We start from the raw sequence: 23,146 nt of genomic DNA on the forward strand, positions 1-23,146 counted from the left end.
GGGAGCCCTGCCTAGTTTCCTTTTTTCTTCAGCTTTTTCTTAAATTCTTCAGTTTTCATATCCCTGAAAGAATCTAAAAATATCTCCTGCTTACTCTCAAGATATTTAAAGGCGATTAAATAAAGTCTCCCATCCATTTCTCCAACCAGCTCATAACTGTTTTTCCCTCTGCTGTTGTCGGCGTATAAATAAATAGGGTTTGCTATCAACTCTGGTAACAAGGCATATTTCTCAACGGTAAAACCTTGTCCCTCTCGACTATCCACCTGCTTAACCAGCGTATCGTCCGACAACCACACCGTTGCCCGTTTCAAACCTGTCTGCTGTTGTACTTGCTTACTTAACACACCTGCTGCAAATTTCACCTGCCGTGACAGCTTGTTGCGGATGTCGATTTTCTCTGAATTACTCAGTTTGCCATCAATTTTCAGACGGCCTTTCACTTCGTAAAACTCTTCTGAAAGCTGTTTAAACACCGCTTTAAATTCCGCACCATTCATTTCCGCTTTGGCAAATTCATGCGCGAGACCACGGTCGTATTGGTCTAAATTCGGCCGGTAATTCATGCGGCCGGCGTTGTAGCCGAAACCACGGTCGGTGGTGTGCAGGCTGCCATCGGGTGCTTTAAAGGCAATCGTCGGGTAGCTGTCGCCTTTTTTGTTGTAAACCTTATGGGTTTCCACCAAATTATGTTCACCCGATTGGCTCAACACTTTACCTTCACGCCTCATATCGCGCTCACTCAGCGCAATCACCGAGCAGCGGCAGTTATATCCGTTGGGCGGATAAAACGTTGTCCAAAACGGGTCGTCATAGCGGTACACCAACCCGTCCATAGCAGAGTGGGCGGGGCGGGTGCGGTGGTCGCCCACCGCGTCATACATCCAATAAGGCCGGTTGTCGATATTATCCATATAACCCTGATACTGCCCGGCGCTATAAGCCGACTGCATATTGGTGCGGTAGATAGTATCCAAGCGTCGCGGCGCACCGAACACCTCGCCCGTTTTAGGGTCGATGATGTCGTGGCCGTTGTGTCCGTTGGGGTGCAGCCAGCCCTTGTTTTGCAGGTGCTGCAAAATGTCTTTGTGCCAATCGGCATACGATTGGCCGTCTGAAACCGCTTTAACCATGCTTTGCTTAATGTCATTGAGCATATCCAAGTCGGTCATGCGCGCAATGGTGTATACCTTGGCAATTTCCGAATCGGTCAGATTGCGGTAATTTTCCGCCGTGACCTGCTTGGTTTTCAGCCACTCAATCGCTTTTTCCGGCGGCAAGCCGAGGGCAAAGTTAATTTTCGGCATTGGCCTGCCCCAATAAATCACTCAAAAACAAAGCATTTTGCATATAGCCTTGCAAGGTGCAGTTGTCGAGCTGCGGATAGAGCGCCGTCAGCGCCGCGTCGGCCTCCTCGTAGCTTTCGCACGCCGCCAATGCCGCCACCGCCTGTTTGATAATCGGGTTGAGTTGCGCATTAAAGTCCGGTACCTCCAGCGCCTCGTCGATGGCGGCATCTAGCGCCCGTTGCTCTTTACCAACCGCAGCCGCGGCAGGCAGGCGGGCGGACAACGCCGCCAAAGCAGCCTGATTAACGGGATTGGTTTCCCCAGGGCGCGCCAGCACCCGCTCGCCCTCGGCAGGCTCGGGAATAACCAGCTTATCACGCACCCAGCTCTCGGGGATTTGCACGCCCACATCAACCAGTTTGGGTATCGCGTCGGCAAAGATTTTGATGTCCTCAGATTCGCGGGTATCAAACTCAAACTTAGGTGCACGCGCGGGGTCGGTGTTGGGGTAGTTGATTTGCAGCCAGGGCAGGATAATCTGACGCGTGATGGTTTGCGCCACCTGCTTGGCGTCGGACACCAGCAAATCGCGCCGTACCTCGTTGTGCACGGTGCCCAGCGCATTGGTGCTGCTTTTGCCGTCCGCCCCGCTGGTAAGCGTCTGCCCCAAAATCAGGCGCGCCGCCGATTTTTCGCACCAGTCGGCCATCTGCAAAAACGGGTTGCTGGTGGCGGTGGTGCCCGATGCCGCTTGGTGCAGTTCGATTTCCATTCCCTCCGGCATAATGCCGGCGGCGTTGTGGCCGATTTCCGCCACCGCCCTCAGCAGCGTGCGTTTTTCATTTTCCGTCGCCCCTGCGCCGTATTTACCGATACGGATCGGCATACCGTATAGCTCCAAAAACTCGGCAAAGTCATGCACGGCATAATGCTTAAACATATACAGCCATGCCAGCGTGCGGAATAAGCCGTTACGCGCCTGCTGCACGCTGCGCGATTTATGGCTGTGCACCACCCAGCCCAACGGCCACAGCGGATCGCCCATCGGGTTGTTTGGTGTTTTGATGAGCAGTTGGTCGTTTTTATTCCACTTAAACCAGCTTTGCGGGCGGTGGGTAAATGCAGTCGGATAATACAGGCCGTCTGAAAGCGTCCAGCCTATTTCGAGCGCGGCAAACCCGTGGCCCACGGCGTCCATCAGGTCGATAACCAAATCCTCAAACTGCGCCAACCCGTCCACCAACTCAAACGCAGCCTGCGCCTGCGCCTCTTCTTTGGGGGTGGCGTTGCGCGGCGGGGTTACGCGCCAATCCAAAGTAAGCAGCGCGCGCTTGCGCGTGCCCATATTGGCGCCGATGTCGCTGTCGCGCTCCTCAATGTCGGCAAACAGCTCGTGCTGCGCGGTAATGTCGCCCGTTTCAGCATCCTCAAACAACCCGCGCATTTTGGCCGGCGTAATAAAGTTAGACGGATGGTCGGCAATCACCCGCCCTGCGGCGGTGATTTGCGCCAAGTCGGTTTGCAAGCCATCAACAGGCTTTTGCACTTTTTGATTTTTGTCTTTTTTTGCCATTATCTAGCCCATTTGCTTTTGATGTCGTCATCGTCAAAATCGCCGTCGGCGGTGCTTTGCCACTCAATCGGCGCGGAGTTGGCCAACGCGCCCGCCCACAGCATCTGCACCGCATCGGGGCCGTCGTCATGGTCGGCCAGCGGAAAATGCCTAAATTGCTGCTCAAGCGTGGCTTGCCCCGCATGCAGCAAAATCAGCCCGTTGGCCATGTGCGGCTGTAAGGTCTCAATGCGCAGCAGCTTGTCGGTAATCGGCTTCACCGCACGCGCCGGCACAGGCACACCACGCGCCGCGCTGCGCTTAACCAGCTCATCTTTCAAAAATTCCTGAAACTGCACCGTCTCGATAAACCACATCTTGCAGCGGTATTTTTGGTGCAGGCGGATCACATCCTCGATAATCAGATCGGGCAGGCGTTTTTTGATTTGCGCCTCCACGATATAGAGCTTGCCGGTGCCGCGGTGGTAGCCGCCGACAATAATCGCACTCGGGTCGCGGCTTGCACCGGCCTTGCCCAACGACGGGTCGAGTGCGCCGAAGTAAATTAAATCGCCCGGCAACTCCGTCCAGTATTTGAGTGCAGACGCAAACGGTGCCGCATCGCCGCTGACCGGGTCGTTTTGATACTCCGAGTCAAACGTGGCATGGCCGTCGCGGGCGCGGATTTTCATCAGATCGACCACCCTGCGCGCCGCCCAGCTCGTTACCGCACCGGCATCCATTTCCGTTTGGTTGGCCTGATAAAACGCATCGGCCATTGCCGCACCGGCTTTACCGTTGTTGCGCAGGATGGCTTCCCACTCGTCCCACAAGTCCATGCGGTCGGGCCAGCTCAACATCGCCTTAAACTTGATGCTGCGCCAAAACGGGTTATCCAACGTGCGGTTGAGCACACTGTCGTAATGTAGGATCGTGCCGATATACACCACATCGTATTTTTGGCCGACACCGCCCAAAGGCAGCACGGTTTTGGTCAGCCACGCATTGAGCTTGTCGCGCTGCTCGGGATTTCTCACTTGTTCGTCGTTTTCAATATCATCCAGCACGGTCAGGTCGGGGCGGTAAGGGCCGTGGCGCAAACCGCGCAGCTTTTTGCCGCTACCGGCCACTTGCACTTTAATATCATTGGCCGTCACAATCGCACCGGCCTGCCACACGCGGCCTTGGCTGCAGGCTTCGGTAAAGTCGGTTTTTAGGCGGGGGTTAAACTCCAGCTCCGCCTTGATGGCCTCAAGCATCGGGTAGGCTTGGTCGATGCTATCCATCACGATCACGCAATAATGCTTTTGCGCGGTAATAATGCAATACAAAGTAAACAGCTGCGTCACCAGCGTCGATTTGGCTTCGCCGCGCGGCGCGGCAATCGCTTCATGGCGGCCTTGCGCGTCTTGCAGCACTTCGGGCAGGCGGGTAAACAGGTATTCGTGCAGTTGTGATTTACTGGCCGACCGCACATAGTGTGGGAAATAAGTATTCACGAAATACTCATAGCCGCCCACAGGGTCGAGCACCTTGGCACGGCGCGCGGCCACCGCTTTCGGCGAAGCGTCGAAGCCTTCCACTTCGGCTTCGATGACTTGGCGCAGGTTCGCCGCCAAGCTCGCCAGCGATTTCAGAAATTCTTTTGTTTTCATGCGCGGTTTTCCCAAAGTTTCAGTAGAGCCTGATAATCCTGCCACGCGGCATAATCCGCAGCGGCGGCGGCTTTTTCGATTTGACTTTTACACCAGTCAATCGGGTTCATTTTTCAGACGGCCTATCCAAATTTCTTTTCAACTTCTGCACCAAACGGTTCCAAAACTTCCACAAATGCGCCCAAATGCTTAGTGTGTTTTTCTTGAACGAATACCATCAGCATTTCGATTAACTCCAACGCCGTTGCCAGCTTAGATGTCTCAGGCATCACGCGCGCGTTGGCGGCGACGGTTTTCGTAAACGCATCGGCCAGACTGGCCAGCAGCTTAGCGCGCTCCGACGGCGTTAAGTCTTCCACGCTTGAATCCTGCAGCATGGTCATGGTGCTGTTGTACTGCACCATGAATCCTGCCAACATCGCGCGGCTCAAATCTTCGATGCCGCCGCCTGCCAGCGTATAGGCGGCGCGCAGTTTGTCCCAATCGTCGCCTTTTTCCTTGTCGGCACGTTTCCATGCGCGCGCGGTGGCTTGCGGGATTTCGCACATCAAAGCCGCCGTTTCCAGCGTTTGCGCGCCGGAAACATAAAGCTGGCGCAAGCGTTCGCGTTTTTCCTGCGGATGCGCCATATCACAACCCCATCTTGGCTTTAATCAGCTGCCAGCCCAACGACACAATGCTGCCGCCCACCGCACCGGACACGCCGCCCACCACGGCGGCGGTGCGCTTGGTGTCCTTGTGGATTTCGGCGATTTCGGCTTTCATGGCCTGTTGGTTTTGCAGGGTTTGGTCGGTCTTGGCTTCGATGCGCGCCAAAGCCGATAGAATCGGGTCTCGGTTTTCCATGGTGTGTTCTCTATTTGTCGGCCTTGCGGTCGAGCTTGTCGTTGAGTTTGTCGAGCTTGGTTTCCAAACGGGCAAGGCCGTCTGAAACTGTTTTCAGGTCGGCGACGGCCTCGGCTTTGGTGCGGTAGTTGATTTCCACGCGGTGCAGTTGTTCGCGCAGCTCGTCGGCGCGGCGGTCGGCTTCTTTCAGACGGCCTGAAATGCCGTTAACCCAAAACCAACCCGCCGCCGTAGCCAAGCCCCACAGGGTTTTAAAGGCAAACTCAAAATCAATGGTGGTCATTGCGGCACATCTCCAAGCACAATGTAGCAGGCGTAGCCGTCCGGTCGGATACTGGCCACCTCGATGCCATCACGCCACGGATACACCTCATAAACGGCGGCGATGGTTTGCCACACGGCGCGGCGCTGCACGTCAAAATCGCAGTCGTCCCACTCCACGCAAAAGGTCACACGGAATTGGCTGTCCATGCGGGCGCGGTAGGTAAAGCCGCCCTTATCCAGCAAGCGCGACACGTTCAGCACAAATCCCTCCTGCTCGCGCGCGCGGCCTAAACCCAGCTCGGTATCGGCATGACGGCAGGCCAAGACGCGCTGCACCAATTCGCGGTAGGTGGTCATGGTGCCACCTCCGAACTGTCAACTTTAAGTTGATGGTTCGCCCAATCGCGCCAGCCTTGGTTTTGCACTTCCAGCTTTTGCACATACGCGCCAAACTTGACCGCATGGCGCAGCAGGGCTTCGGGTTTGCCCGATTCAGGCGGCTCAGGTCGTAACGGCGTGTCCAGCAGCGCGGCAGGCACGGGCGGCATCACCGGCTTTTCGGCCGTCTTAATCGGCGTAGCCGAGGGCTTGGCGGTAGAGACGCAGGCTGTCAGCACCCAGGCCGTCAACACAACGGCCGCCGTTTGCGCTTTTGTCTTTTTCGATAACATGATGGATTTCTTTCTCAATGGCCGCCGCGCGGCGGTCGAGTTCGCGGTTGGCTTGCGCCAGCTTCGCGCTTTCCGATTGGGCAAAGTCCTGCCATTTTTTCTGTTCGGCCAAGGCTTTTTCGAGTTCGGCAGCATAGGCTTGTTCGGCTTTCAGACGGCCTTCGGCGGCTTCGGCCTTGATTTGCTCAATCACCGCCTGTTGACGCTTAAAGGCCGTCTGAAAACCGCCGTACCACACGCCGCCCAGCAATGCGGCTGCGGCCAAAGCCGCCACGCCGTATTTAATCAGTTTGACTTGCAGCATTTTCAGCCTCCTGCCGTTTGACCGACACAAACGAACGGGCGACGGCATAGCCGCCGACGATGCCCAAGTAAATCGCCCAGATTTCAGACGGCGCATCGGGCGCGACGACAAACTTATACGTCGCCGCAGCACACGCCACGTTTGCCCACAGTTTTGAGTGCGATACCTTGCCTGTTGCGGGGTTTTTGATGATGTCTAACAGTCCCATTTCAAACGGCCTTATAAGGGATAACGGGTTTTAAACACTTCGCGCACCTCAAACAGACGATTGCCGATTTCAAAATGGCCGGTGCGGTCAATTCTTTTCAAGATGTTTTTACACAACATCGCAAATACGACAGCAGCAAAAAACCAACCCATCACGAGAGATGACAGCACACAAATCAATATCGTTTGCACATCCATTTTTTAACCCTTGTTTTTACGTTTACGCGCCGCACGCTTGGCCGCGGCCACGCTCGAAAAGCGGTGCGGCTGCTTATTTCGGCCTTTGCCAGTGTGGCGCAAATAACTCGGCGTATCCAATACCTGTAAGGCTTTTACATCGCTTTCAGACGGCTTTTTACCCAATGCCCATGCCAACGCCGCCAGCGCATATTGCTTAATCTTGCCAAACATCAGCCCAGCTCCTTCGCAATCGCATTGGCGACGGCGCGGCAAATCAACCATTTACGTTGTTTGAACAAGGCCAAATCCGCATCGTTTGAGATAAAAAAAGGCTCAAACACAATGCCGCCGTGTTGCGCGTAGGCCAAGCGGCTGTGCTGGCCGGCGTTATCCGGCTTATAGCCTTTGTCGCCGCGCATCTTCCAGCCGGTTGCTTCTGCCACCGCTTGGCTCAATAGCTGACACCAGCGTTTGTTTTTCGCTGTGCTCAAGGCTTCAATGCCCGTAGCCGTTTTATTCGCCGCCGCGTTGCAATGAAACTCAATCGCCACCGCCGAGCCGCGAATCAAAGTCAAGGCCTTGGATAAAGGCAAATTGCCCTTGCCCTCGCCATCGGTGCGCACCGTCAAGCCGTAGTCGTTACGCAAAATAGATGCCGTGATATTGCGCATATCCTGCGCCAAATCCGCCTCGCGGTCGCTGCCGTTGACCGCGCCCGGGTCGGTGTTGCTGTGGCCTGCGGTCAACACAATAATTTTGCTCATAAAAGCCCTTTCATAATCGTTTTAAGCGGTTTTTAAACCCATTTTTGCGAGCCTTTATGCTATCCGCCTTTACGCACATACCCGCACGGTATGCCTTTCAAGCCCTTAAGGCCGTCTGAAACAAGCGGATTAGGCAAAAAAAATCCGCCCGAAGGCGGATGAAAGAGGAGAATAAAACAGCGTTAAAACAGGGTATTTTGCTGCGATACCGGCTCGCATCCCGAGCGCATAATCGTGTAGCCCGTGCGCTCGGAAATGCCGTATTTCGGGCACAGTTCCGTCATCGCCATCAGGCCGCTTTTTCCCTCGACTTCGGTCAGATTTAAAAATTCGTTTCTAAACCGCTCGTTGCGCAGCTCGCGCAGAGCGTTTTCGCAGCGCGGCACATACAGCTCCTCGCCTCCATACACGCGCAACAGCTCGTATGTTTTCGCCTCGCCAATCGCCGAAAACAGCATATGCAGGCGCGGCGTATCTTCTTTGCCCTTGCCAAACTTAAACCGCGCGCCGCCGATGGCTTTTACCAGCTGTTCGGCGGCCTGTAATCCGATAACCTCGACAATATCCTGCATGGTTTCGGGCAGCAGGTGTCGCACCTTCTTAAGCTCCATTGCCTTCCCCTTTTAGTTTTTGCTGTTTTTTTGTCAACGCCGCAATCACGCCGCGCATATGCTCGTCGGTAAGCCATTCCACCCGCGCCACCCCATACATGCGCTTGGCCAAAGCATGCGCATAATTCCAGTGCAGTGTCATCGATGCCAGCAAGGCTTCGATTTTGCGCATCATCGGGTCGGCCGAGCTGCGGCGGCGCGGGCGCGCGCCGTGGCTTTTCGCAAGCGGCACAAAGCCCATACGCGTCATCTCTTCCGCCACTTTTTCCAAATCCTTCACGCCCATTTTTGCGCAAGAATCCTTTCCCGTTACCCGCTCCAGCATGGCGCGGTAAGCATCGTCGGCCATATCAAGCTCCTTTTGCGCAATCTTGATTTTGGCAATCAGGCTGCGGCGCAGCTTTTGCACATCGTTCACGGTCAAATCCTTAAAACACAATATGTTGTGTATTTTATGTTATTTTTACCGAAAAATCTACTATATATTGATTTAAGTGGCTGTTTTTTTGTGAAAGGTTGGAATGCAAAAAAGCCGTCTGAAACAGACGGCTCCGATTACTGTATAAGAAAGTTGAGGTTTAAGAAAAGCTGATATTCAAACGCTTGCCGAGTTTTCCGGCTGCTTTTTCCAAAAAATCGATTTTCGTATTGTGGCGCAAATCAAGCAGGCGGTCAATCTGCGGCATATGTACATCCAAGCGGCGTGCCATTTCCGCTTTTTTCACGTTTTGGCGCAACATTTCATTCAGCAGCAGCACCTTTGCCGTTTCCAGCGCAGGCAGTTCTACTGTTTGAGAACCATCGTTTTCAGACGGCAGCGGAATTTCACGGCGGTCTTCAAAATAGCCTTCCAAAGCACAAATCAGGCCGTCAACAGCTTCGATTTTGGCTGATTCTTCGTCTTCGCCCACTGCCACCGCCTCGGGAATATCGGGAAACGTTACCAACAGCGTGCCGTTGTCGTCGGGGGTCAAAATATAGCGATAAGCCAACATGTCATTACCTTTTGTGAATGATGGATTTGATGATTAACAAGCCCTTTCGGGCTTGCCTTGTTATTTGAGACCTAAGTCTTTTTTGATTTTCAAAACCAATCCCGTACCGATTTCTTTACTGCCGTGGTTCGGGAAAACCGATGTTTTATTACCTAATCTGATGAGTTGGTGGCTGCCGCGTTTCTGCGTGGTAAACTCTACACCCTGAGAGAGCAGCCATTTTCGGAACTCGCTGTATTTCACTCAACCTCCTTTCTTATACAGTAAAGATATAATACAACAAATTTGTTGTGTTGTCAATAAAATTAAACATTTTTGTTGTGTTTTGTGGAATCAAAAAGGCCGTCTGAAACAGCGTTGATACTGTTTTCAGACGGCCTTTATTCTTGGGTTTAAAGACTTTGCCGGGTTCCGGCCCAACCTTGCTATTTTTTTACAGCTTCGCGGATTTTATCCTTAACCCATTGGGAAAAATCGATTTTATTTGCATATTCGAGCAAATCTTTTTCGGTTTCATTGTTGAAGGATACGTTTTTGATTGTCCGCTTGGCCGCTGCCCGTTTTCGATATTCGGCCAGCTTTTCATCAACCATAGGTACTCCTTGATTTTTAAAACGGTTGGCGGTATAGTTTGAGAAAGTTTGGAGGAAGGGGCAGCGGTGTTCTGCCGCCCCTTTTTACTGCAAGTGATTTACATTAGTAAGCTTTTGCCGAGATTACCAACAAAATCACTAAGATTAGGATTTTAACCACATTCATCACCTCCTTTCTTTTTCGATTCCCGCCGCCTCCAACGGCGGGTTTCTTATTTCCTAATCCATGAAACGAATTATATTGTGTATAGACATAATAGTCAAGCATTTCCCCTAAAAAACACGCAAAAAGGCCGTCTGAAACCCCGATAAATCAAGGTTTCAGACGGCCTTTAAATCATCTAAATCATTCTTCCAGCGATTGCGCGTATTCTGACAGGCAGAGCAGCAGGCAGCCCAGTTGTTCGGACTCTTCTGATTTCAGTTCGCCGATTTGCAAGAGAGCCGTGCCTAAAAATGCCAAGCCGTGTGCAATGCTGTTGCGTTTAAGTTCCAGTTGTTCGGTATTCATGGCTTAACCCTCCAAGCTCAAAGACTGTTGCTGTTGCAGAAACGCCCGTTTTTCCTGCCGCGCCTTGCTGCCCAGTCTGCCCGCGCGGGCGAATTTCGGGTCGGGGTTGTAGGCGACAATGCCCAAGCGGTCGAGTTCTTTCAGGTGATGGCGCAAAGCGTCTTTGCTGCTGCCCATCAGGCGGGCTTTCTCGTCCCAGTTCAAACCCATATTGTGATAACGGGCAAGTCTGGCCATCTCGGGGTTGGCTTTCAGATAGGCTTGTTCCAACAGACCGGCACGCGCCATATTGAATTGCAGTGTTTCGCGGTCAACGGCGATAAAACCGTCCGGCTCGGCCAGCTTTTCCTTTGCCCATGCACGGAAGGCTTTGGCGTTGGGCGTGTTGGCGAAGAAGCTCAGCAGGTTGCAGCCGGAATGGGAGAATATGCGGGTTTCGCGCATCTTACCATCAACCGCCATCAATTTGATGGTGGTTGAATCTTTCTCTTGAAATTCATCAAGATGGCGGTTGTAGAGATTGTTCACGCCGTCGCGGGCGCGTTTGTCGGAGAAGCCCAAAGCCAAACCGAGCTGTTCGGCGGTCAGCCATTTACCGCCGTTGTGGTCGATAATGGCAATTTGGGACGGGTTGAATTGTTGGATGGGTGCATTCATGATAGAATGTCCTTTCATTTATGAGAGTAGATGACACGGAAAAGAACGCTCCAACGTTGCTTTTCCACTATTGCCGCCAAGCTCCAACTTGGCGGCAATTTCATTACAGGGTTACTGTGGAATGAATTATAACGTATATACGTTTATTTGCAACCTATTTTTTTAGCCTTTCTCTAATTATCTCCTTAACCCATTGAGAAAAATCAATTTTATTTGCAAACTCCAGCAAATCATGCTCTGTTTCTGTATTAAAAGAAACGTGCTTAAGCATTCGTTTTTTCTCATATTTTTTTCGGGTTTCGGCCAATTTTTCATCAACCATAGGCATACTCCTTGATTTTCAGCACGTTCTATTTTAAGATTGGGACTAGGCGGCGTGCCGGCCGCCTAGCTGGTTAGCCCTAGTAAGCGTTACCGCTTACCGTTAACAGGATAACCAAGATGAGAATTTGAAGGGTGAGCTTCATTTTCTTCTCCCAGTAGAGCCCCGCTTCGGTGGGGCTTTTCCCGTATCGGCCTTGCTGCACCGATGAAATGAATTATAATCGTATATACGCTAAAGGTCAAGCATTTCCCCCAAAAAAACACGCAAAAAGGCCGTCTGAAACCCAAGTTTCAGACGGCCTTTAACCATTGGCAATATCCTTCAGGCCGCCCTATGTTAAACATAGGGCGCACTAATTTCAAAGAGCCTGTTCCGTCGGCTCGATGACAAAATCCTCCATACCGCTCACAATCTTAATCCCCGGCACTTGGCCGTCTGCAAAACGCTCTTTCTGGTTCAAAATCGCGTCTTTGTCGATTTCTTGTTTGGTGCGCACAAATTCGGCAAAGGCGGATTTTTCGGAGAGCCACGCCAACACGGCGGCGACGCCGGTTACTTTGACCGACGGCGGGCGGATACGCCATTTAATCAGGCCGGTAACAAAGTCCACGGTTTTGGTTTTGCCGTTTTCGGTCAGCTCGTCTTTATGCGCTTCGCAGTAGGCGGCCACGCGCTCGGTCAGGCTCATGATTTCGGCACACAGCGGCGCGGCTTTGGCGGCATAGGCTTCTTCGATTTCGGCTTTCTTGTCGCCGGCTTCGGTTTCGAGGCGTTTCACTTCGCGCTGCAAATCGCCGATTTTGCGGATAAACGCGGTTACTTCTGCTTTGTCTTGCGCCGCTTCGATGGCGGGCTGTTTGATTCGGGTGGTTTTAGCCATTTTTACTTGCTCCTAGTTTACATATGGTCTGTCGCAGACCGCTTTAATTACTTTGATTTTGTTGATTACCGCTTGTTTAAAATCGGCTGCATCGGCATTTGCGTTAAGCTCCATACTCATCAGCATCCAACCGACCATAAAGGCTGCCAATTCTGCATTGCTTGATTCGGGGGCGGCGTGAAAGTCGGGGATTTCGACTTTGATTCCGTCGTTTTCCGTTTCTCGGATTTTGATAACGTATTCATTCATTTGATTTTTTCTCCAGTTTATTGACTAACTCGTCTGCTTCGCTCTCACTAAAGCCGCATTCTTCGGCATAGTTGCAAAACACGCTCCAGTTTTCGTCTGCAAAATCGGCCAACAGGCGGTATTCTTTTGCTTCAATCATTTGACCTAATCCTATCCATTCAAAAAATCTTTTTTTTGATATTGCTGGTAATTTTCCAGCTGCTCCTTCGTAAGGTGTTTATGGCGTTTATCAGACATGATTTCTTTCCTTTTCAAGGCGTTTTAAAATTTCGTGGGCAACGGTATTCCCCGGCAAGCCGTGTTTTTGGGCAATCTCTGCAAATTCCGTCATGTAGGTTCGCAAAAATTCGGCAAGGAGTGCTTTTTCAAAATCCTGCAACATGTCAATTTCCTTTTTCACGTTCGCGCTTGGCCAGCTCTTCGACTTTCGCGCGGTTTCTCAAAATCTGTTCGGCAAAGGTTTCGGGCTTTCCCGGCTCGATGATTTTGCCGTTCAATACCGCTTTAATGCCGTCTGAAATCTGTTTTAACGCGGATTTGCCTTTGGCTTTTTCCACTGCCGTCGGGTTGTAGCGGTACTCAATCATCGGCGGTGCGGGCGGCGGTGGCAGCACGTCCAAAAAGTCGCGCGGGCTTGGCCAGCGGTTGGTTTCTGCCGCCAGCACCATAAAGGCCGTCTGAAAGCGTTTTAAATCGCGTTCTTCGTCCCACTCGCGCCCGTGTGCCAACACACGACTCCATGCTTTGGCGGTGGCGGCCACGGTATCGGCGGCAGGCGACCCGGTCAGGCGCAGTGCCAGCAGCATAGTCAGGCCGTCAATCATCGTGTTGTGTAGTTGGGTAGGTAGTTCTTTCATCTTTTCAATCCTTGCAGCTCGGTGGCTGCGGTTAGGGTTTGGCTGGGTTTGGCGGGCGGTGCGTCTCGGTGGGTCGGTTTGCTTATCTGATTCCCTGCTGCGGTGGGCTGGCAAGCCCACCCTACAAGGATTTCATACAGATAACCGTGCGATTTGAGCGGTGTTTTCAGACGACCTGCTTCGCGTGCCGCCAAGACTTCATGCAGGGCATAGAGCCATGCGTCTATCGGTGCGGCATAGGCCGTGCCGTCTCGCTCGATAGTGGCCGTCTGAATCTGCGGCAGCAGCTCTTTGAGCAGTTTGGCGGTGCGTCCCCAAGAGAGCTGGCTCTTCTCGGGGCGGAACAGCCCGATATACCGTATTGCCGCCTTGCCAATGTCGGCATCCAGCTCGAGCAGCATTTTCAGCACTTCGGCAGCCTCGGCATCGCTGATTAAACTGTCCAAGCTGTGTACCGCGCCGCAGTTGGGGCAACGGGTGTTCATGATTCGACCTCGCCCCAATACCAATCAAATTCGCCGAAAAATGTTTCTACCGCCCATTCGTTTTTTTCTTTGTCGGTCATACTGTCCCAATCATCGGGGGCAGAGTATGCAAACAAAACACGGCTATCGCACTCATCACACAACCCCGGACAAGTCATAACAAATTCGATTTTTTTGGCCATCACATTTCCTCCTTAAAAAACGTTATCCAATGCGTCTGCGTTTGGTTTTGCTTATGCTTCATGCTGACGTGTCCGATAAGCGGCTCCACATCTGTCAGAGCCAAAATATCTTTCACAGGGATTTGGTTTTCGTTCCATTTAAAAATCAGCATACCTTCGGGCCGTAACACTCGGAAACACTCGGCAAATCCTTTGCGTAAATCCTCGCGCCAGTCATTGCCCAACACGCCGTATTTCTTTGCGAGCCAAGATTTTTCGCCTGCTTTTTCCAAATGTGGTGGGTCAAAAACCACCACCAGAAACGTGTTGTCAGGGAAAGGTAGATTGGTAAAATCCATAACCGCATCAGGGGAGATTTCCAGCTTTCGTAGGTATTTTCGGTCTTTCAGAAGATGGGTTTCCCGCCGCTTATCACCAAAAACTGCCGACTTATTGGCTTTGTCAAACCACATCATCCGGCTTCCACAACAGGGGTCTAATACTTTGGCATTCATGATTCCTCCCACAATGCAATCGCTCTTTCCAACGTCGCCGCTTCCGCCGACTTCATCATGCCGTCTGGTTTTCTTGCAACTACCACAAAATTACCGCCGTCGCTTTTACTGATTACCATCTCGCCGCGGTCTTCGAACCATTCGATAAGGTCTTTCGCATTCATTTTTAATAATCCTTTTAAGTCAATATCTTGCAATTTTCACAAGACAAAAAATATATAGCCGTATCAACAGCTTGCCGTTTTAATTGTCGTCGTAGCCGTCGCCGATCATCCGTATCAAAGCAATACGCGCCACCAGCTCCAGCAACACGCCAAGACCAATCAATACCGCCAGTCCTATTGCAATCCACATCATTTTTTCCGCTCCTTCTTCAGCAACTCTTCCGTTTCCCGCATCATCCGCGCCTGATATTCTTCCGCCGTTTCCTGCTTTTTCCGCGCCTGTCTTGTCCACGCGCGGCGGCGGTGTTGGCCGTAGGCTTGCCAATCCTGATTGCGTCTATAAAAGCTCATTTGCGCCATCCTTTCTGTATCGCCTTATCCCCAAAGCGGCGTTTGATGTCCGTCACCGCCTGTTTCAATGCCAGCTCACGCACCTTGCGTGTCGGTCGTTTGGCCTGTTTATTCATACACAATGCCCTCCATCTTGCTGTCCGCGCTCATGCTGTCGTATTGCGCTTCCACCTTCATCACTTCCGCCTGCGCCGCCATTTCCGCCGCGCGCTGTAAATCGGGTGTCTCTGCCCAGGCTTCTTCGGTACATGAGTGCAGCAAGACTCCTGCCAACAGCATAACCGTCGCGGTCAGCATCCCGGCCATCATGTGCTTCAAATATGCAATCATTTTTTATTTTCCTTCCGAATCAATGATTTATAAAATTCATTGGGTAAAAAATATATAGCCGTGTCAAGGGCTTAGGCCTATCGGATAATCAGCGAGCTGTACTTTTTCACAATCCCGGCCTGCAATTGGATGCCGTTTTTGTTCGCCGTGCGCACCGCGCCGCGCATCAGTTTACTCATCCGGCGCGTGTTGCCGTTGGCCTGTTTCACGATTTCCGACAGCGTTTCTTCATCGGCTTGCGGCAGGGCGGATTTGGCGATTTCGGCCAATTCTTCATCGGGCAGACTGTCGCCCAGCGGCAGGACTACACTCACACGGCTGTAAAGCTGCACCAGCTCGCCATGCTTGCCGCGCAGATTCGTCACCAGTTTCGGCATACCGCTCAACACCAAGCCGCAACCCGTTTCGTCGTGCAGGCGGCGCAGGATTTCCAAGGCGCGTAATGGCAAGTTTTCTGCTTCATCGACTACAATAAGACGGCCCGAATCGCGCAAACGGTCGGCCACCGCTTCAAACAAATCATTCAGGCTGCCCGTACTCATCAGCTTGCACGCCGTCGCCAGTTTGCGCATCAGCACCAGCGCGGTAAAGCTCGGATTGGCTTCAATCAGCACCGCTGCCGGATTTTGTTCGCAGTAGTGTTTGACTGCTTGGGTTTTGCCCAAACCGGCCTGACCGTAAATCACCGCCACTTCGCCGCCTTCGTGCGCATCACGCATCACTTCCGCAATCCGGCGCGTGGTGCGCGTGGCCACAAACTCAATATGCAGCTCTTCGCGCTTTGGCTTTGCTTTCCTGCACTTCCAAATATGCTTCGATTTTCGGCTCGATGGTCTCGTAATTGCCGCCTTTGTCCGCATAAGTACCGCTCAGGTACATACTTACCGCCGCCGGAGCGCAGCCGATACCGCGCGCCAATTGGGTCTGATTCAGCCCTGATTTGGCTTTAAAATCGGCAAGACGTTGTTGTAATGCTGTGTTGATTTGGTTTTTCATGTTGTTTTCCTTAAGTTTTTTAAAAAATATAGCCGTTTTCCATCCAGTCCCACACCACCCACGCCGTTGCAGCAACCACCGCAGCGCAAGCCCCGATAATCCACGGCCATGTTTTGCGTTTTTTGGCCTTACGGATGTCTTTAATCACGATACCGTCTTGTTCTAATTCATAAAAATCCATTTTTTTACTCCTATTTGTCTGCTTCAAACAAAACAAAATCATCGGTTCCCGTTTTCGGCAATACCGCATATTCCGCTTCGATAACGTCCGGCTTCATACCCATACTGCCCAGCTCGTCCCACGTTGCCGCCTGCTCAAGTGCCGGATTCGCTTCCGCATTGGCCAACCTGATTACGTTTTCCGCGCGTTTGACCTTACCTTTGCGGCGGTTTTCCGCCAGTTGGTCGCGTCGCGCCACCGGCATTGCAGGGCGTTTGTTGCCGTCGAGTTTAGCCTTACATAAAAACTTACCGGCCATGTCATACACCAACACACTCTGAGCATCGTCCAAGTCATAAGCTACACGCACTTCGTCTTTGTGGTACTCGGCCAAATCCACGCTAAAATATTGGTTGTTAAACAAATCCAGCCAGCCGCGCTGCACCTTACGGATTTCCTGCGGTCTGAACAGCGTTTCTTCCTCTTCCGCCGCCAAAAAGTCAGGGGTCAGGCCGTCTGAAATCATGCGTGCATCACGGTATTGTTTCGGCGTATAGTGCGACCCGTCTGCCATTTTCGGCAGCTCGCTGTGGGGGCGGTTGTTGTAATCGTCGATACAGGCCATCACATCAGCGATAAACTGTTTCCAGCTCGGCAGCTTAGCCGCCCATTTCTGCTGTTCAGCCGTCAGCTCTTTGCCCTGTTCCAGCGCGTTAAACGCGCTTTCCAGTTTGCGGTAGGTCAGGTTTTTCGTGCTGCTGTCCATCCCTTCGCCGGTAAACGTGTCGTAATTTCGGGCAATGCGGATTAAATTGTCTTTCCACCAGCGTTCAATGATGCCGCGCCCCTGCGGATTGCCCGGCAAACCCGTCTCATGATGGATACTCAGCCGCGCAGCGATACCCGTAATCTCGTGATCGATGGTCTTGGCCGTTTGGCCGCCGCCGTTATCCGAGTAATACATCAGCGGCACGCCAAAATGCTTGACCCCAATCCGCAGCGCATCACACACCGCCACGCAGCTCTCCGCCAAACTGACCGAAAACCCCATCACCATCCGCGTGCAACCGTCCAAAATCACCGTCACTTCCGGCTTAAACGGCCTACCGTGTACAGGGTGTGCCACCTTCGCCTTAAAGCTGTGGCCGTCGCCGATCCAAACATCGTTCGGCTTCAACGCCCCCCAATCACGCTTCACATAAGGCATCAACGCCTTATATGCCGCGCCGGTTCTGCGGCCCCGTTCCTGCATAATCATCGGCAGTTTCTCCCAAACACGTCGCACTTGGCTCTCAGTTGGCATTTCATTAATCGGCATATGCTTTTCCCACCAATCCGCAAACAACCCATAGCTGTGTGCCAATTTCGGCGCGCTCGGCACATTGTGAAAGCGGATAAAATGCGGCAACCAACGGTATTCCGACAGCGGCACAATCCGGCGCGTCGCCTTCGGAGCCAGAGCCATCAGCCGCTCGTTCGGCGTGGCCGCCTCGCGGTAGGCCAAAGTCCATTCTTTTAAAGAGCGCATGGAGAGCTTCGCTTCGCCACCGCTGCGCGCATTGGCCAAGGGCAGCAGATCCATCAAATGCTTGGGCAATCTGCCTTGTTCCAACTGTTCCAGCACATAAGCCTGCGCATGGCTTATTTTCAAGCCGCCCACGCGGTGCATTTTCAGCACCTCCGCCACAATCGATATCCGCGCATGAGCACATTGCCGCTGTTTTTCCGTTAAGCCGCCAACCACTTCGTCAATCGGCAATCCAAGCTGCGTGTTTTGGCGTTTGCCCGGCAGTTTCGCCGCCTGCACAGGTAGCGTTTCGGCCAGTTTTTCGCTTTCCGCCAGCAGCTCGTCGGCTTTTTTCTGTTGGATGGCGGTTCGGATTTCGGGGGGTAAACTGTCGATTAGGTATTCAAAACCACCTCCGCGACCGGCTCTTTCTCTAAAGTCCCAATTGGACTTTTTAGCAAGTTTTGACAATCCTCTAACAGTACTCGGAATACCTTGTATTTTTAAGTTTTCTAATTCTTTCAGGCTTATGTAGCTCATAACTGCAAAACCTCCTTGAGTTTTGAAATTCTTTCGGACCGATTGTCTTTTATCGCGTAGTAGGGGAAAACTTCTTCTAAGTCTTTTTGAATGACTTTCGCCACTGATTCCGCTATCCGGCGGCTTCCTTTTCCATTTCTGATTACTTCAGAAACAGACTGATTAGTAACGCCTAGAGCAGAAGCAATCATCCTTGCCGACACGTTATGATTTTCTAAAGATTGATAAATTTCATTCGGTTGCATATTCCCTCCTGTGTTAAAATACTTCACTTACATTGCTGGCTTACTTGCTTGCCTTACCTGTTGAATGAATCATATACCAAAGATATTTGGTATAGCAAGTATCTTTGGTTAATATTTTGGTGAAAACTATGGAACGTATTGATTTAGCTTTAAATTTAGTTGAAGAGAGAAGTAGATTAGGTTATTCAAGAAAGAATTTTGCAGAGCAGGCTGGTTGCAGTGCGGAAAGTCTGCGTTTGTACGAAAGCGGGCAAGTGAATATCCCTGCCGATTTTTTACTGGCAGCGGTTCAATTAGGAGTTGACATCCAATTCATATTTACAGGTATTCACTCTGAAAATCTGAATAGAGTCTCAGAAGAAGTTGATAGAAAGATTGAAGAGAATATAGCGAAAACAACCATAGAAAATCAGATAAATGGTAATGTCAGCAATGCTGTTATTGCTTCTTCAGGTTCTGTTGTAAACCAAGTAAATACGCAACAGCATGTAACCAAAACCATAGCAGAAGTGAAACCGGGTATCGAGCATATTACAAACGAGCAGGCGGCAAAATTACAAGCATTAGTAAAGCAAATTGTGGAGTCTGAACAAATCACAAAGACCAATCCCAAAACATTTAGAGCCGTTTGGTCTAGCCTGAATGCTTACTGTAAAGTTCCTAAATACAACTTAATTCCCCTAGAAAATTACGAAAAGGCCGAAACATATTTACGGAAATGGCTGGGTCGCTTAGGGAATACTGCTACATCAAGGAAGAAAGACCCTGATTGGCGTAAAAAGAGGTACGCATATATCAAGCTTAATATCAAACAATTTAACCTTGAAGATTGGCTATCGGACTATCTGATAAAGAATTTTTCAGTTACTAGTCTTACAGCACTTAGTGATGACGATTTGCAAAAAACCTACTCTGCCGTTGCTAGCAAAAAACGTAAAAAATAACAGTCAACTTGGAACTGTTCGATTATTTCCAGTTCCAAGTTAGAAGTTTTGTTTTTTTTTAGAATTTTTCTAATTTATTGGTTTAAAATAAAATTTCCGAACTTGGAACTAATCCATTTGTTCTAAGTTTAGTTCTAAGTTCGGACGGCATTACCGATATAATGAGCAACCCGGTCGACCTATCCGAGTTCGTCTTCGTGCCACGCTACAACATCGCCGCCGCCGCAGGCCACGGTGCATATGTAGATAGCGAGAGTTACGACTACTGTATAGCATTCAGAAAAGATTATATAAATCAGATACTTTCCAGCAATACGGAAGATTTCAGCGTAATTACGGTAAAAGGCAACAGCATGGAAGGAGTCCTAAATCACGGCGACCTGATACTGGTAAACCATGCCCGAACCGAGCCGTCAGACGGCCTGTATGTGATACAGATAGGATCTGACCTGTTCGTCAAGCAAACACAACGCCTGCCCAACAAACGTCTGTTGGTCAAATCCTCCAACACCAGCTATGACCCGTTTGAGATTGACCTTAATGATGTAGATGCCGACATCCGTATTATCGGCAAGGTAGAGTGGCTTGGCCGTACCATCGCTTAATTCAGAGCAGTTTTAAAAATGTCTTAAAACCGTTTTAAATTTGATAATTCCCCGCCAGCTTTTGCTCAAAAAAATGCGCGTTTTTGCTCATTTTTTTGCAAAAGCTGGCGTAAATTTTTTTAGATACAAAAAAACGCCGAAATCCGCGTGTTTATTGGATTTCAGCCTTTTTTTGGTGAGTGTGATTCAAGTGCAAAAACTAACAGTACCCCACATATGCTAAACTGGCCGTCCGTTTTCCAACCCTTTCCCAAAGCACAACACTATGGCAGGAAACACTTTCGGACAACTCTTTACCGTAACCACTTTCGGCGAAAGCCACGGCCCCGCGCTGGGCTGCATCATTGACGGCTGCCCGCCCGGGCTGGCCTTAACCAAACAAAACATCCAAGCCGACCTCGACCGCCGCAAACCCGGCACCAGCCGCCACGTTACCCAGCGGCGCGAGGCCGATGAAGTGGAAATTCTATCGGGCGTGTTTGAAGGCCGCACCACCGGCACCCCCATCGCGCTGCTGATCCGCAACACCGACCAGCGCAGCAAAGACTACGGCAATATCGCCCGCCGGTTCCGCCCCGGCCACGCCGATTACACCTATTGGCACAAATACGGCCTGCGCGACTACCGCGGCGGCGGCCGCTCTTCCGCCCGCGAAACCGCCGCCCGCGTGGCTGCCGGCGCCGTGGCCAAGAAATGGTTGAGCGAAACATTCGGCACCGAAATCGTGTGCTGGGTAACACAAGTCGGCGAAGTGGAAATCGCATTCGAGGGCGAGCAGTTTATCGCGCAAAACCCGTTTTTTGCCGCCAACCAATCGCAAATCGGCCGGCTCGAAAACTATATCGACAGCGTGCGCAAATCGCTTGATTCGGTGGGTGCCAAACTGCACATCGAAGCGCGCAACGTGCCTGTGGGCTTGGGCGAACCCGTGTTCGGCCGCCTCGATGCCGACATCGCCCATGCCCTGATGGGCATCAATGCCGTAAAAGGCGTGGAAATCGGCGACGGCTTCGATGTAGTTGCCCAGCGCGGCAGTTTCCACGGCGATGAGCTTACCCCGCAAGGCTTCAAATCCAACCACGCCGGCGGGGTGTTGGGCGGCATTTCCACCGGCCAAACCATCACCGCCAACTTTGCCGTCAAACCCACCAGCAGCATCGCCACCCCCCGCGAAAGCATCGACATCGATGGCAACAGCGTCCAAATCGCCACCCACGGCCGCCACGATCCCTGTGTGGGGCTGCGCGCCGCACCGATTGCCGAGGCCATGCTGGCTTTGGTGTTAATCGACCATGCTCTGCGCCACCGCGCCCAAAACGCCGGTGTGCGTGTAAGCACACCCGATATCGAACACCGCTGAACACAGCCCCCTAAAAACTTCCGGGCCGTCTGAAAAACACCAACCGCCGTCATCCGGCCGTGTTTTCAGACGGCCTTTATCCTTTGCCCTCCGGTTTGCAGCACCTTACCGCCGCTTGTATGCTGTTTGCCGACTGCATTAACAGCAGCTTACCGAATCATGAAAATATGTAAAACACCCTGCCTTGCCGAAACTTTTTAATATCAGCAGTCTATCTTTAAATATCGCGGTGTGTATGTATCGCGGTAATTCACCGCCAGAGCATTACCGCCCCCTCCCCCCGAAGGAGTAAAAATATGCAGCAAAACATTATTGTCGGCTTATTCAACGTCCCCAGCGAAGCCTACCAAGCCTTCAGCGAATTGAAGGCCTACCGCCAAACCCATGATTCTTTGATTGCACAAGCCGTATTGGTGAAAAAAGAAAACGGCGTGATTACTGTGGCCGACAGCACCGATTTTGCCGAAAATGCCGATGAAGGCGCAGTTACAGGCGGCCTGCTGGGCGCATTAATCGGCGTGTTGGGCGGCCCCGTGGGCATGCTGCTGGGCGGCGCAACCGGTGCCGTCATCGGCAGCAGCACGGGCGCAACCGTTTCGCTCGCAGAAGCTACGCTGATGGAAAGTGTGTCGCAAAAAATGATCAATGGCGATGCGGCCGTGATTGTGCTGGCCCAAGAAGCAAGCGAAGTGCCTGCCGATGCTTTCTTCGGCCGCTTCGACACCCATGTTTTACGCTGGAGCGCAGAAAGCGTCCAACAAGAAGTGTTGACCGCTGCCGAAGTCGAAGCAGAGCTGCAACGCCAAGCGCGCGAGGAGCTGCAGCAACGCCGCAAAGCCGAGCGCAAAGAAAAGGCAGAAGAGCTGAAAAACAGCCTGAAGCAGAAATTTGAAGATTTAGGCAAAAAATCAAAGGCGGATAATCAGCTCCGCCGCTGCGCCTTTGGGCAAATCTGATCCAACAGCGGCTGTGTTTGCTGCCTCGGCAGGCGGCATACGGCGATAACGCCCTCAAATTGCCGCCTGCGCAACAAAGGCCGTCTGAAAAGGTTTTCAGACGGCCTTTGAATATCATCAAACAATTTTTCATCTCAGGGTCATTTCGGAAAGGTGCTGCGGCGGTGCCGCCCCAAAAGAGTCGGAAACGCCCTATGTGATTCTGATTGCCTACCATCTCGCCCGCAAATCCGCCCACCGCCGCCGGCACGGCCATACACAAATTTCATCGAGCGCGGCGGCAGAATAACGCCCGCCATATCAGCAAAATTCCGAGAGACACCGCACACCCGCAGCGGCAGGCCAAACCATCAACGGCATAGCTGCCGCGGCCAACCGCACCATGCGCCCAAGTTCAAAACATTATCGACAAAGCCT

40 protein-coding genes and 1 pseudogene are annotated in these 23,146 nt (G+C 51.9%); 4 read left to right on the top strand and 37 right to left on the bottom strand.

All coding sequences use genetic code 11. From position 1 onward, the window contains the following. Window positions 1-11 precede the first annotated feature (11 nt). The 37 genes and pseudogenes from H7A79_RS06060 to H7A79_RS06235 all read right to left on the bottom strand — a co-directional run bounded on the left by H7A79_RS06060 (window position 12) and on the right by H7A79_RS06235 (window position 18,864). On the bottom strand, window positions 12-1,307 hold the full coding sequence (locus H7A79_RS06060; RefSeq protein ID WP_187001371.1) for a phage head morphogenesis protein: 1,296 nt from the start codon (window positions 1,305-1,307) through the stop codon (window positions 12-14). Continuing rightward, on the bottom strand, window positions 1,294-2,862 hold the full coding sequence (locus tag H7A79_RS06065; RefSeq protein WP_187001372.1) for a DUF935 domain-containing protein: 1,569 nt from the start codon (window positions 2,860-2,862) through the stop codon (window positions 1,294-1,296). The genes H7A79_RS06060 and H7A79_RS06065 overlap by 14 nt, the downstream gene beginning before the upstream one ends. Next, window positions 2,862-4,496: a phage terminase large subunit gene (terL, locus tag H7A79_RS06070; RefSeq protein ID WP_187001373.1), complete on the bottom strand. Its 1,635-nt coding sequence runs from the start codon at window positions 4,494-4,496 to the stop codon at window positions 2,862-2,864. The genes H7A79_RS06065 and terL overlap by 1 nt, the downstream gene beginning before the upstream one ends. Then, a complete protein-coding gene (locus H7A79_RS15295) occupies window positions 4,493-4,606 on the bottom strand; it encodes a hypothetical protein (RefSeq protein ID WP_492011889.1) in 114 nt (37 codons plus the stop codon). Before H7A79_RS15295 ends, terL begins: the two co-directional genes overlap by 4 nt. A 12-nt stretch (window positions 4,607-4,618) precedes the next feature. Continuing rightward, window positions 4,619-5,125 carry a DUF1804 family protein gene (locus tag H7A79_RS06075; RefSeq protein ID WP_187001374.1) on the bottom strand — a complete coding sequence of 169 codons (507 nt, stop codon included), beginning with the start codon at window positions 5,123-5,125 and terminating at the stop codon, window positions 4,619-4,621. A gap of 1 nt (window position 5,126) precedes the next feature. After that, the gene (locus H7A79_RS06080; RefSeq protein ID WP_187001375.1) at window positions 5,127-5,342 is read right to left on the bottom strand and encodes a hypothetical protein; all 216 of its coding nucleotides are present in this window, start codon (window positions 5,340-5,342) and stop codon (window positions 5,127-5,129) included. 10 nt (window positions 5,343-5,352) lie between these two features. Further along, window positions 5,353-5,616: a hypothetical protein gene (locus H7A79_RS06085; protein WP_187001640.1), complete on the bottom strand. Its 264-nt coding sequence runs from the start codon at window positions 5,614-5,616 to the stop codon at window positions 5,353-5,355. Between the two features lie 5 nt (window positions 5,617-5,621). Beyond that, window positions 5,622-5,963: a hypothetical protein gene (locus H7A79_RS06090; protein WP_187001376.1), complete on the bottom strand. Its 342-nt coding sequence runs from the start codon at window positions 5,961-5,963 to the stop codon at window positions 5,622-5,624. Further along, complete coding sequence (locus tag H7A79_RS06095; RefSeq protein ID WP_434968544.1) at window positions 5,960-6,238, bottom strand: hypothetical protein; 279 nt, start codon at window positions 6,236-6,238, stop codon at window positions 5,960-5,962. The genes H7A79_RS06090 and H7A79_RS06095 overlap by 4 nt, the downstream gene beginning before the upstream one ends. After that, window positions 6,174-6,581 carry a hypothetical protein gene (locus tag H7A79_RS06100; RefSeq protein WP_187001378.1) on the bottom strand — a complete coding sequence of 136 codons (408 nt, stop codon included), beginning with the start codon at window positions 6,579-6,581 and terminating at the stop codon, window positions 6,174-6,176. Before H7A79_RS06100 ends, H7A79_RS06095 begins: the two co-directional genes overlap by 65 nt. After that, window positions 6,559-6,789, bottom strand: coding sequence for a hypothetical protein (locus H7A79_RS06105; protein WP_187001379.1), 231 nt, complete (start codon window positions 6,787-6,789; stop codon window positions 6,559-6,561). The genes H7A79_RS06100 and H7A79_RS06105 overlap by 23 nt, the downstream gene beginning before the upstream one ends. An 11-nt stretch (window positions 6,790-6,800) precedes the next feature. Continuing rightward, window positions 6,801-6,986, bottom strand: a complete 186-nt coding sequence (locus H7A79_RS06110; protein ID WP_187001380.1) for a hypothetical protein — start codon at window positions 6,984-6,986, stop codon at window positions 6,801-6,803. A 3-nt stretch (window positions 6,987-6,989) separates the two neighbouring features. Then, window positions 6,990-7,199 (bottom strand): hypothetical protein, encoded by a 210-nt coding sequence (locus tag H7A79_RS06115; protein WP_187001381.1) that lies wholly within the window; start codon window positions 7,197-7,199, stop codon window positions 6,990-6,992. Then, the gene (locus tag H7A79_RS06120) at window positions 7,199-7,732 is read right to left on the bottom strand and encodes an N-acetylmuramoyl-L-alanine amidase (RefSeq protein WP_187001382.1); all 534 of its coding nucleotides are present in this window, start codon (window positions 7,730-7,732) and stop codon (window positions 7,199-7,201) included. Before H7A79_RS06120 ends, H7A79_RS06115 begins: the two co-directional genes overlap by 1 nt. A 182-nt stretch (window positions 7,733-7,914) precedes the next feature. Further along, complete coding sequence (locus tag H7A79_RS06125; protein WP_187001383.1) at window positions 7,915-8,343, bottom strand: Mor transcription activator family protein; 429 nt, start codon at window positions 8,341-8,343, stop codon at window positions 7,915-7,917. Beyond that, complete coding sequence (locus H7A79_RS06130) at window positions 8,333-8,743, bottom strand: gp16 family protein (RefSeq protein ID WP_187001641.1); 411 nt, start codon at window positions 8,741-8,743, stop codon at window positions 8,333-8,335. Before H7A79_RS06130 ends, H7A79_RS06125 begins: the two co-directional genes overlap by 11 nt. 178 nt (window positions 8,744-8,921) lie before the next feature. Next, entirely contained in the window at window positions 8,922-9,338 is a 417-nt protein-coding gene (locus H7A79_RS06135) for a type II toxin-antitoxin system HicB family antitoxin (protein WP_187001384.1), read from the bottom strand. Window positions 9,339-9,398: 60 nt separating this feature from the next. Beyond that, window positions 9,399-9,581 (bottom strand): type II toxin-antitoxin system HicA family toxin, encoded by a 183-nt coding sequence (locus H7A79_RS06140; protein WP_187001385.1) that lies wholly within the window; start codon window positions 9,579-9,581, stop codon window positions 9,399-9,401. 182 nt (window positions 9,582-9,763) lie between these two features. Continuing rightward, on the bottom strand, window positions 9,764-9,931 hold the full coding sequence (locus H7A79_RS06145) for a hypothetical protein (protein WP_187001386.1): 168 nt from the start codon (window positions 9,929-9,931) through the stop codon (window positions 9,764-9,766). A 346-nt stretch (window positions 9,932-10,277) separates the two neighbouring features. Next, complete coding sequence (locus H7A79_RS06150) at window positions 10,278-10,442, bottom strand: DNA polymerase III (protein WP_187001387.1); 165 nt, start codon at window positions 10,440-10,442, stop codon at window positions 10,278-10,280. Window positions 10,443-10,445: 3 nt separating this feature from the next. Beyond that, window positions 10,446-11,099, bottom strand: a complete 654-nt coding sequence (locus H7A79_RS06155; protein ID WP_187001388.1) for a BRO-N domain-containing protein — start codon at window positions 11,097-11,099, stop codon at window positions 10,446-10,448. 154 nt (window positions 11,100-11,253) lie between these two features. Further along, window positions 11,254-11,421: a hypothetical protein gene (locus H7A79_RS06160; protein ID WP_187001389.1), complete on the bottom strand. Its 168-nt coding sequence runs from the start codon at window positions 11,419-11,421 to the stop codon at window positions 11,254-11,256. 361 nt (window positions 11,422-11,782) lie between these two features. Then, window positions 11,783-12,304, bottom strand: coding sequence for a host-nuclease inhibitor Gam family protein (locus H7A79_RS06165; protein ID WP_187001390.1), 522 nt, complete (start codon window positions 12,302-12,304; stop codon window positions 11,783-11,785). A 12-nt stretch (window positions 12,305-12,316) separates the two neighbouring features. Next, window positions 12,317-12,553 carry a hypothetical protein gene (locus H7A79_RS06170; protein WP_187001391.1) on the bottom strand — a complete coding sequence of 79 codons (237 nt, stop codon included), beginning with the start codon at window positions 12,551-12,553 and terminating at the stop codon, window positions 12,317-12,319. Further along, entirely contained in the window at window positions 12,546-12,692 is a 147-nt protein-coding gene (locus H7A79_RS06175) for a hypothetical protein (protein ID WP_187001392.1), read from the bottom strand. Before H7A79_RS06175 ends, H7A79_RS06170 begins: the two co-directional genes overlap by 8 nt. Before the next feature lie 90 nt (window positions 12,693-12,782). Further along, window positions 12,783-12,935 (bottom strand): hypothetical protein, encoded by a 153-nt coding sequence (locus H7A79_RS06180; RefSeq protein WP_187001393.1) that lies wholly within the window; start codon window positions 12,933-12,935, stop codon window positions 12,783-12,785. Between the two features lies 1 nt (window position 12,936). Next, the gene (locus H7A79_RS06185) at window positions 12,937-13,410 is read right to left on the bottom strand and encodes a hypothetical protein (protein ID WP_187001394.1); all 474 of its coding nucleotides are present in this window, start codon (window positions 13,408-13,410) and stop codon (window positions 12,937-12,939) included. Continuing rightward, window positions 13,407-13,895, bottom strand: coding sequence for an HI_1489 N-terminal domain-containing protein (locus H7A79_RS06190; RefSeq protein ID WP_187001395.1), 489 nt, complete (start codon window positions 13,893-13,895; stop codon window positions 13,407-13,409). The genes H7A79_RS06185 and H7A79_RS06190 overlap by 4 nt, the downstream gene beginning before the upstream one ends. After that, window positions 13,892-14,080, bottom strand: a complete 189-nt coding sequence (locus H7A79_RS06195; protein WP_187001396.1) for a hypothetical protein — start codon at window positions 14,078-14,080, stop codon at window positions 13,892-13,894. Before H7A79_RS06195 ends, H7A79_RS06190 begins: the two co-directional genes overlap by 4 nt. Further along, a complete protein-coding gene (locus H7A79_RS06200; RefSeq protein WP_187001397.1) occupies window positions 14,077-14,571 on the bottom strand; it encodes a class I SAM-dependent methyltransferase in 495 nt (164 codons plus the stop codon). The genes H7A79_RS06195 and H7A79_RS06200 overlap by 4 nt, the downstream gene beginning before the upstream one ends. Beyond that, a complete protein-coding gene (locus H7A79_RS06205) occupies window positions 14,568-14,735 on the bottom strand; it encodes a hypothetical protein (RefSeq protein ID WP_187001398.1) in 168 nt (55 codons plus the stop codon). The genes H7A79_RS06200 and H7A79_RS06205 overlap by 4 nt, the downstream gene beginning before the upstream one ends. 189 nt (window positions 14,736-14,924) lie before the next feature. Continuing rightward, complete coding sequence (locus H7A79_RS06210) at window positions 14,925-15,086, bottom strand: hypothetical protein (protein WP_187001399.1); 162 nt, start codon at window positions 15,084-15,086, stop codon at window positions 14,925-14,927. Between the two features lie 108 nt (window positions 15,087-15,194). After that, on the bottom strand, window positions 15,195-15,416 hold the full coding sequence (locus tag H7A79_RS06215; protein ID WP_187001400.1) for a hypothetical protein: 222 nt from the start codon (window positions 15,414-15,416) through the stop codon (window positions 15,195-15,197). Between the two features lie 77 nt (window positions 15,417-15,493). Next, window positions 15,494-16,412, bottom strand: a pseudogene (locus H7A79_RS06220) (AAA family ATPase). Between the two features lie 19 nt (window positions 16,413-16,431). Continuing rightward, complete coding sequence (locus H7A79_RS06225) at window positions 16,432-16,593, bottom strand: hypothetical protein (RefSeq protein WP_187001401.1); 162 nt, start codon at window positions 16,591-16,593, stop codon at window positions 16,432-16,434. 10 nt (window positions 16,594-16,603) lie between these two features. Further along, entirely contained in the window at window positions 16,604-18,619 is a 2,016-nt protein-coding gene (locus H7A79_RS06230) for a Mu transposase C-terminal domain-containing protein (RefSeq protein ID WP_187001402.1), read from the bottom strand. Continuing rightward, a complete protein-coding gene (locus H7A79_RS06235; protein WP_187001403.1) occupies window positions 18,616-18,864 on the bottom strand; it encodes an XRE family transcriptional regulator in 249 nt (82 codons plus the stop codon). The genes H7A79_RS06230 and H7A79_RS06235 overlap by 4 nt, the downstream gene beginning before the upstream one ends. Window positions 18,865-18,992: 128 nt before the next feature. Here H7A79_RS06235 and H7A79_RS06240 point away from each other — a divergent pair, with 128 nt between their 5' ends. From H7A79_RS06240 to H7A79_RS06255, 4 genes are all read left to right on the top strand, one after another. After that, window positions 18,993-19,808 (top strand): helix-turn-helix domain-containing protein, encoded by an 816-nt coding sequence (locus H7A79_RS06240; RefSeq protein WP_187001404.1) that lies wholly within the window; start codon window positions 18,993-18,995, stop codon window positions 19,806-19,808. Window positions 19,809-19,969: 161 nt separating this feature from the next. Next, complete coding sequence (locus tag H7A79_RS06245) at window positions 19,970-20,413, top strand: S24 family peptidase (protein ID WP_187001405.1); 444 nt, start codon at window positions 19,970-19,972, stop codon at window positions 20,411-20,413. Between the two features lie 265 nt (window positions 20,414-20,678). Beyond that, window positions 20,679-21,773 carry a chorismate synthase gene (gene aroC / locus H7A79_RS06250; RefSeq protein WP_187001406.1) on the top strand — a complete coding sequence of 365 codons (1,095 nt, stop codon included), beginning with the start codon at window positions 20,679-20,681 and terminating at the stop codon, window positions 21,771-21,773. Between the two features lie 296 nt (window positions 21,774-22,069). Then, a complete protein-coding gene (locus tag H7A79_RS06255) occupies window positions 22,070-22,729 on the top strand; it encodes a DUF1269 domain-containing protein (RefSeq protein ID WP_187001407.1) in 660 nt (219 codons plus the stop codon). Window positions 22,730-23,146: the final 417 nt, after the last annotated feature.

This window comes from Neisseria musculi (assembly GCF_014297595.2).
GTDB lineage: Bacteria > Pseudomonadota > Gammaproteobacteria > Burkholderiales > Neisseriaceae > Neisseria > Neisseria musculi.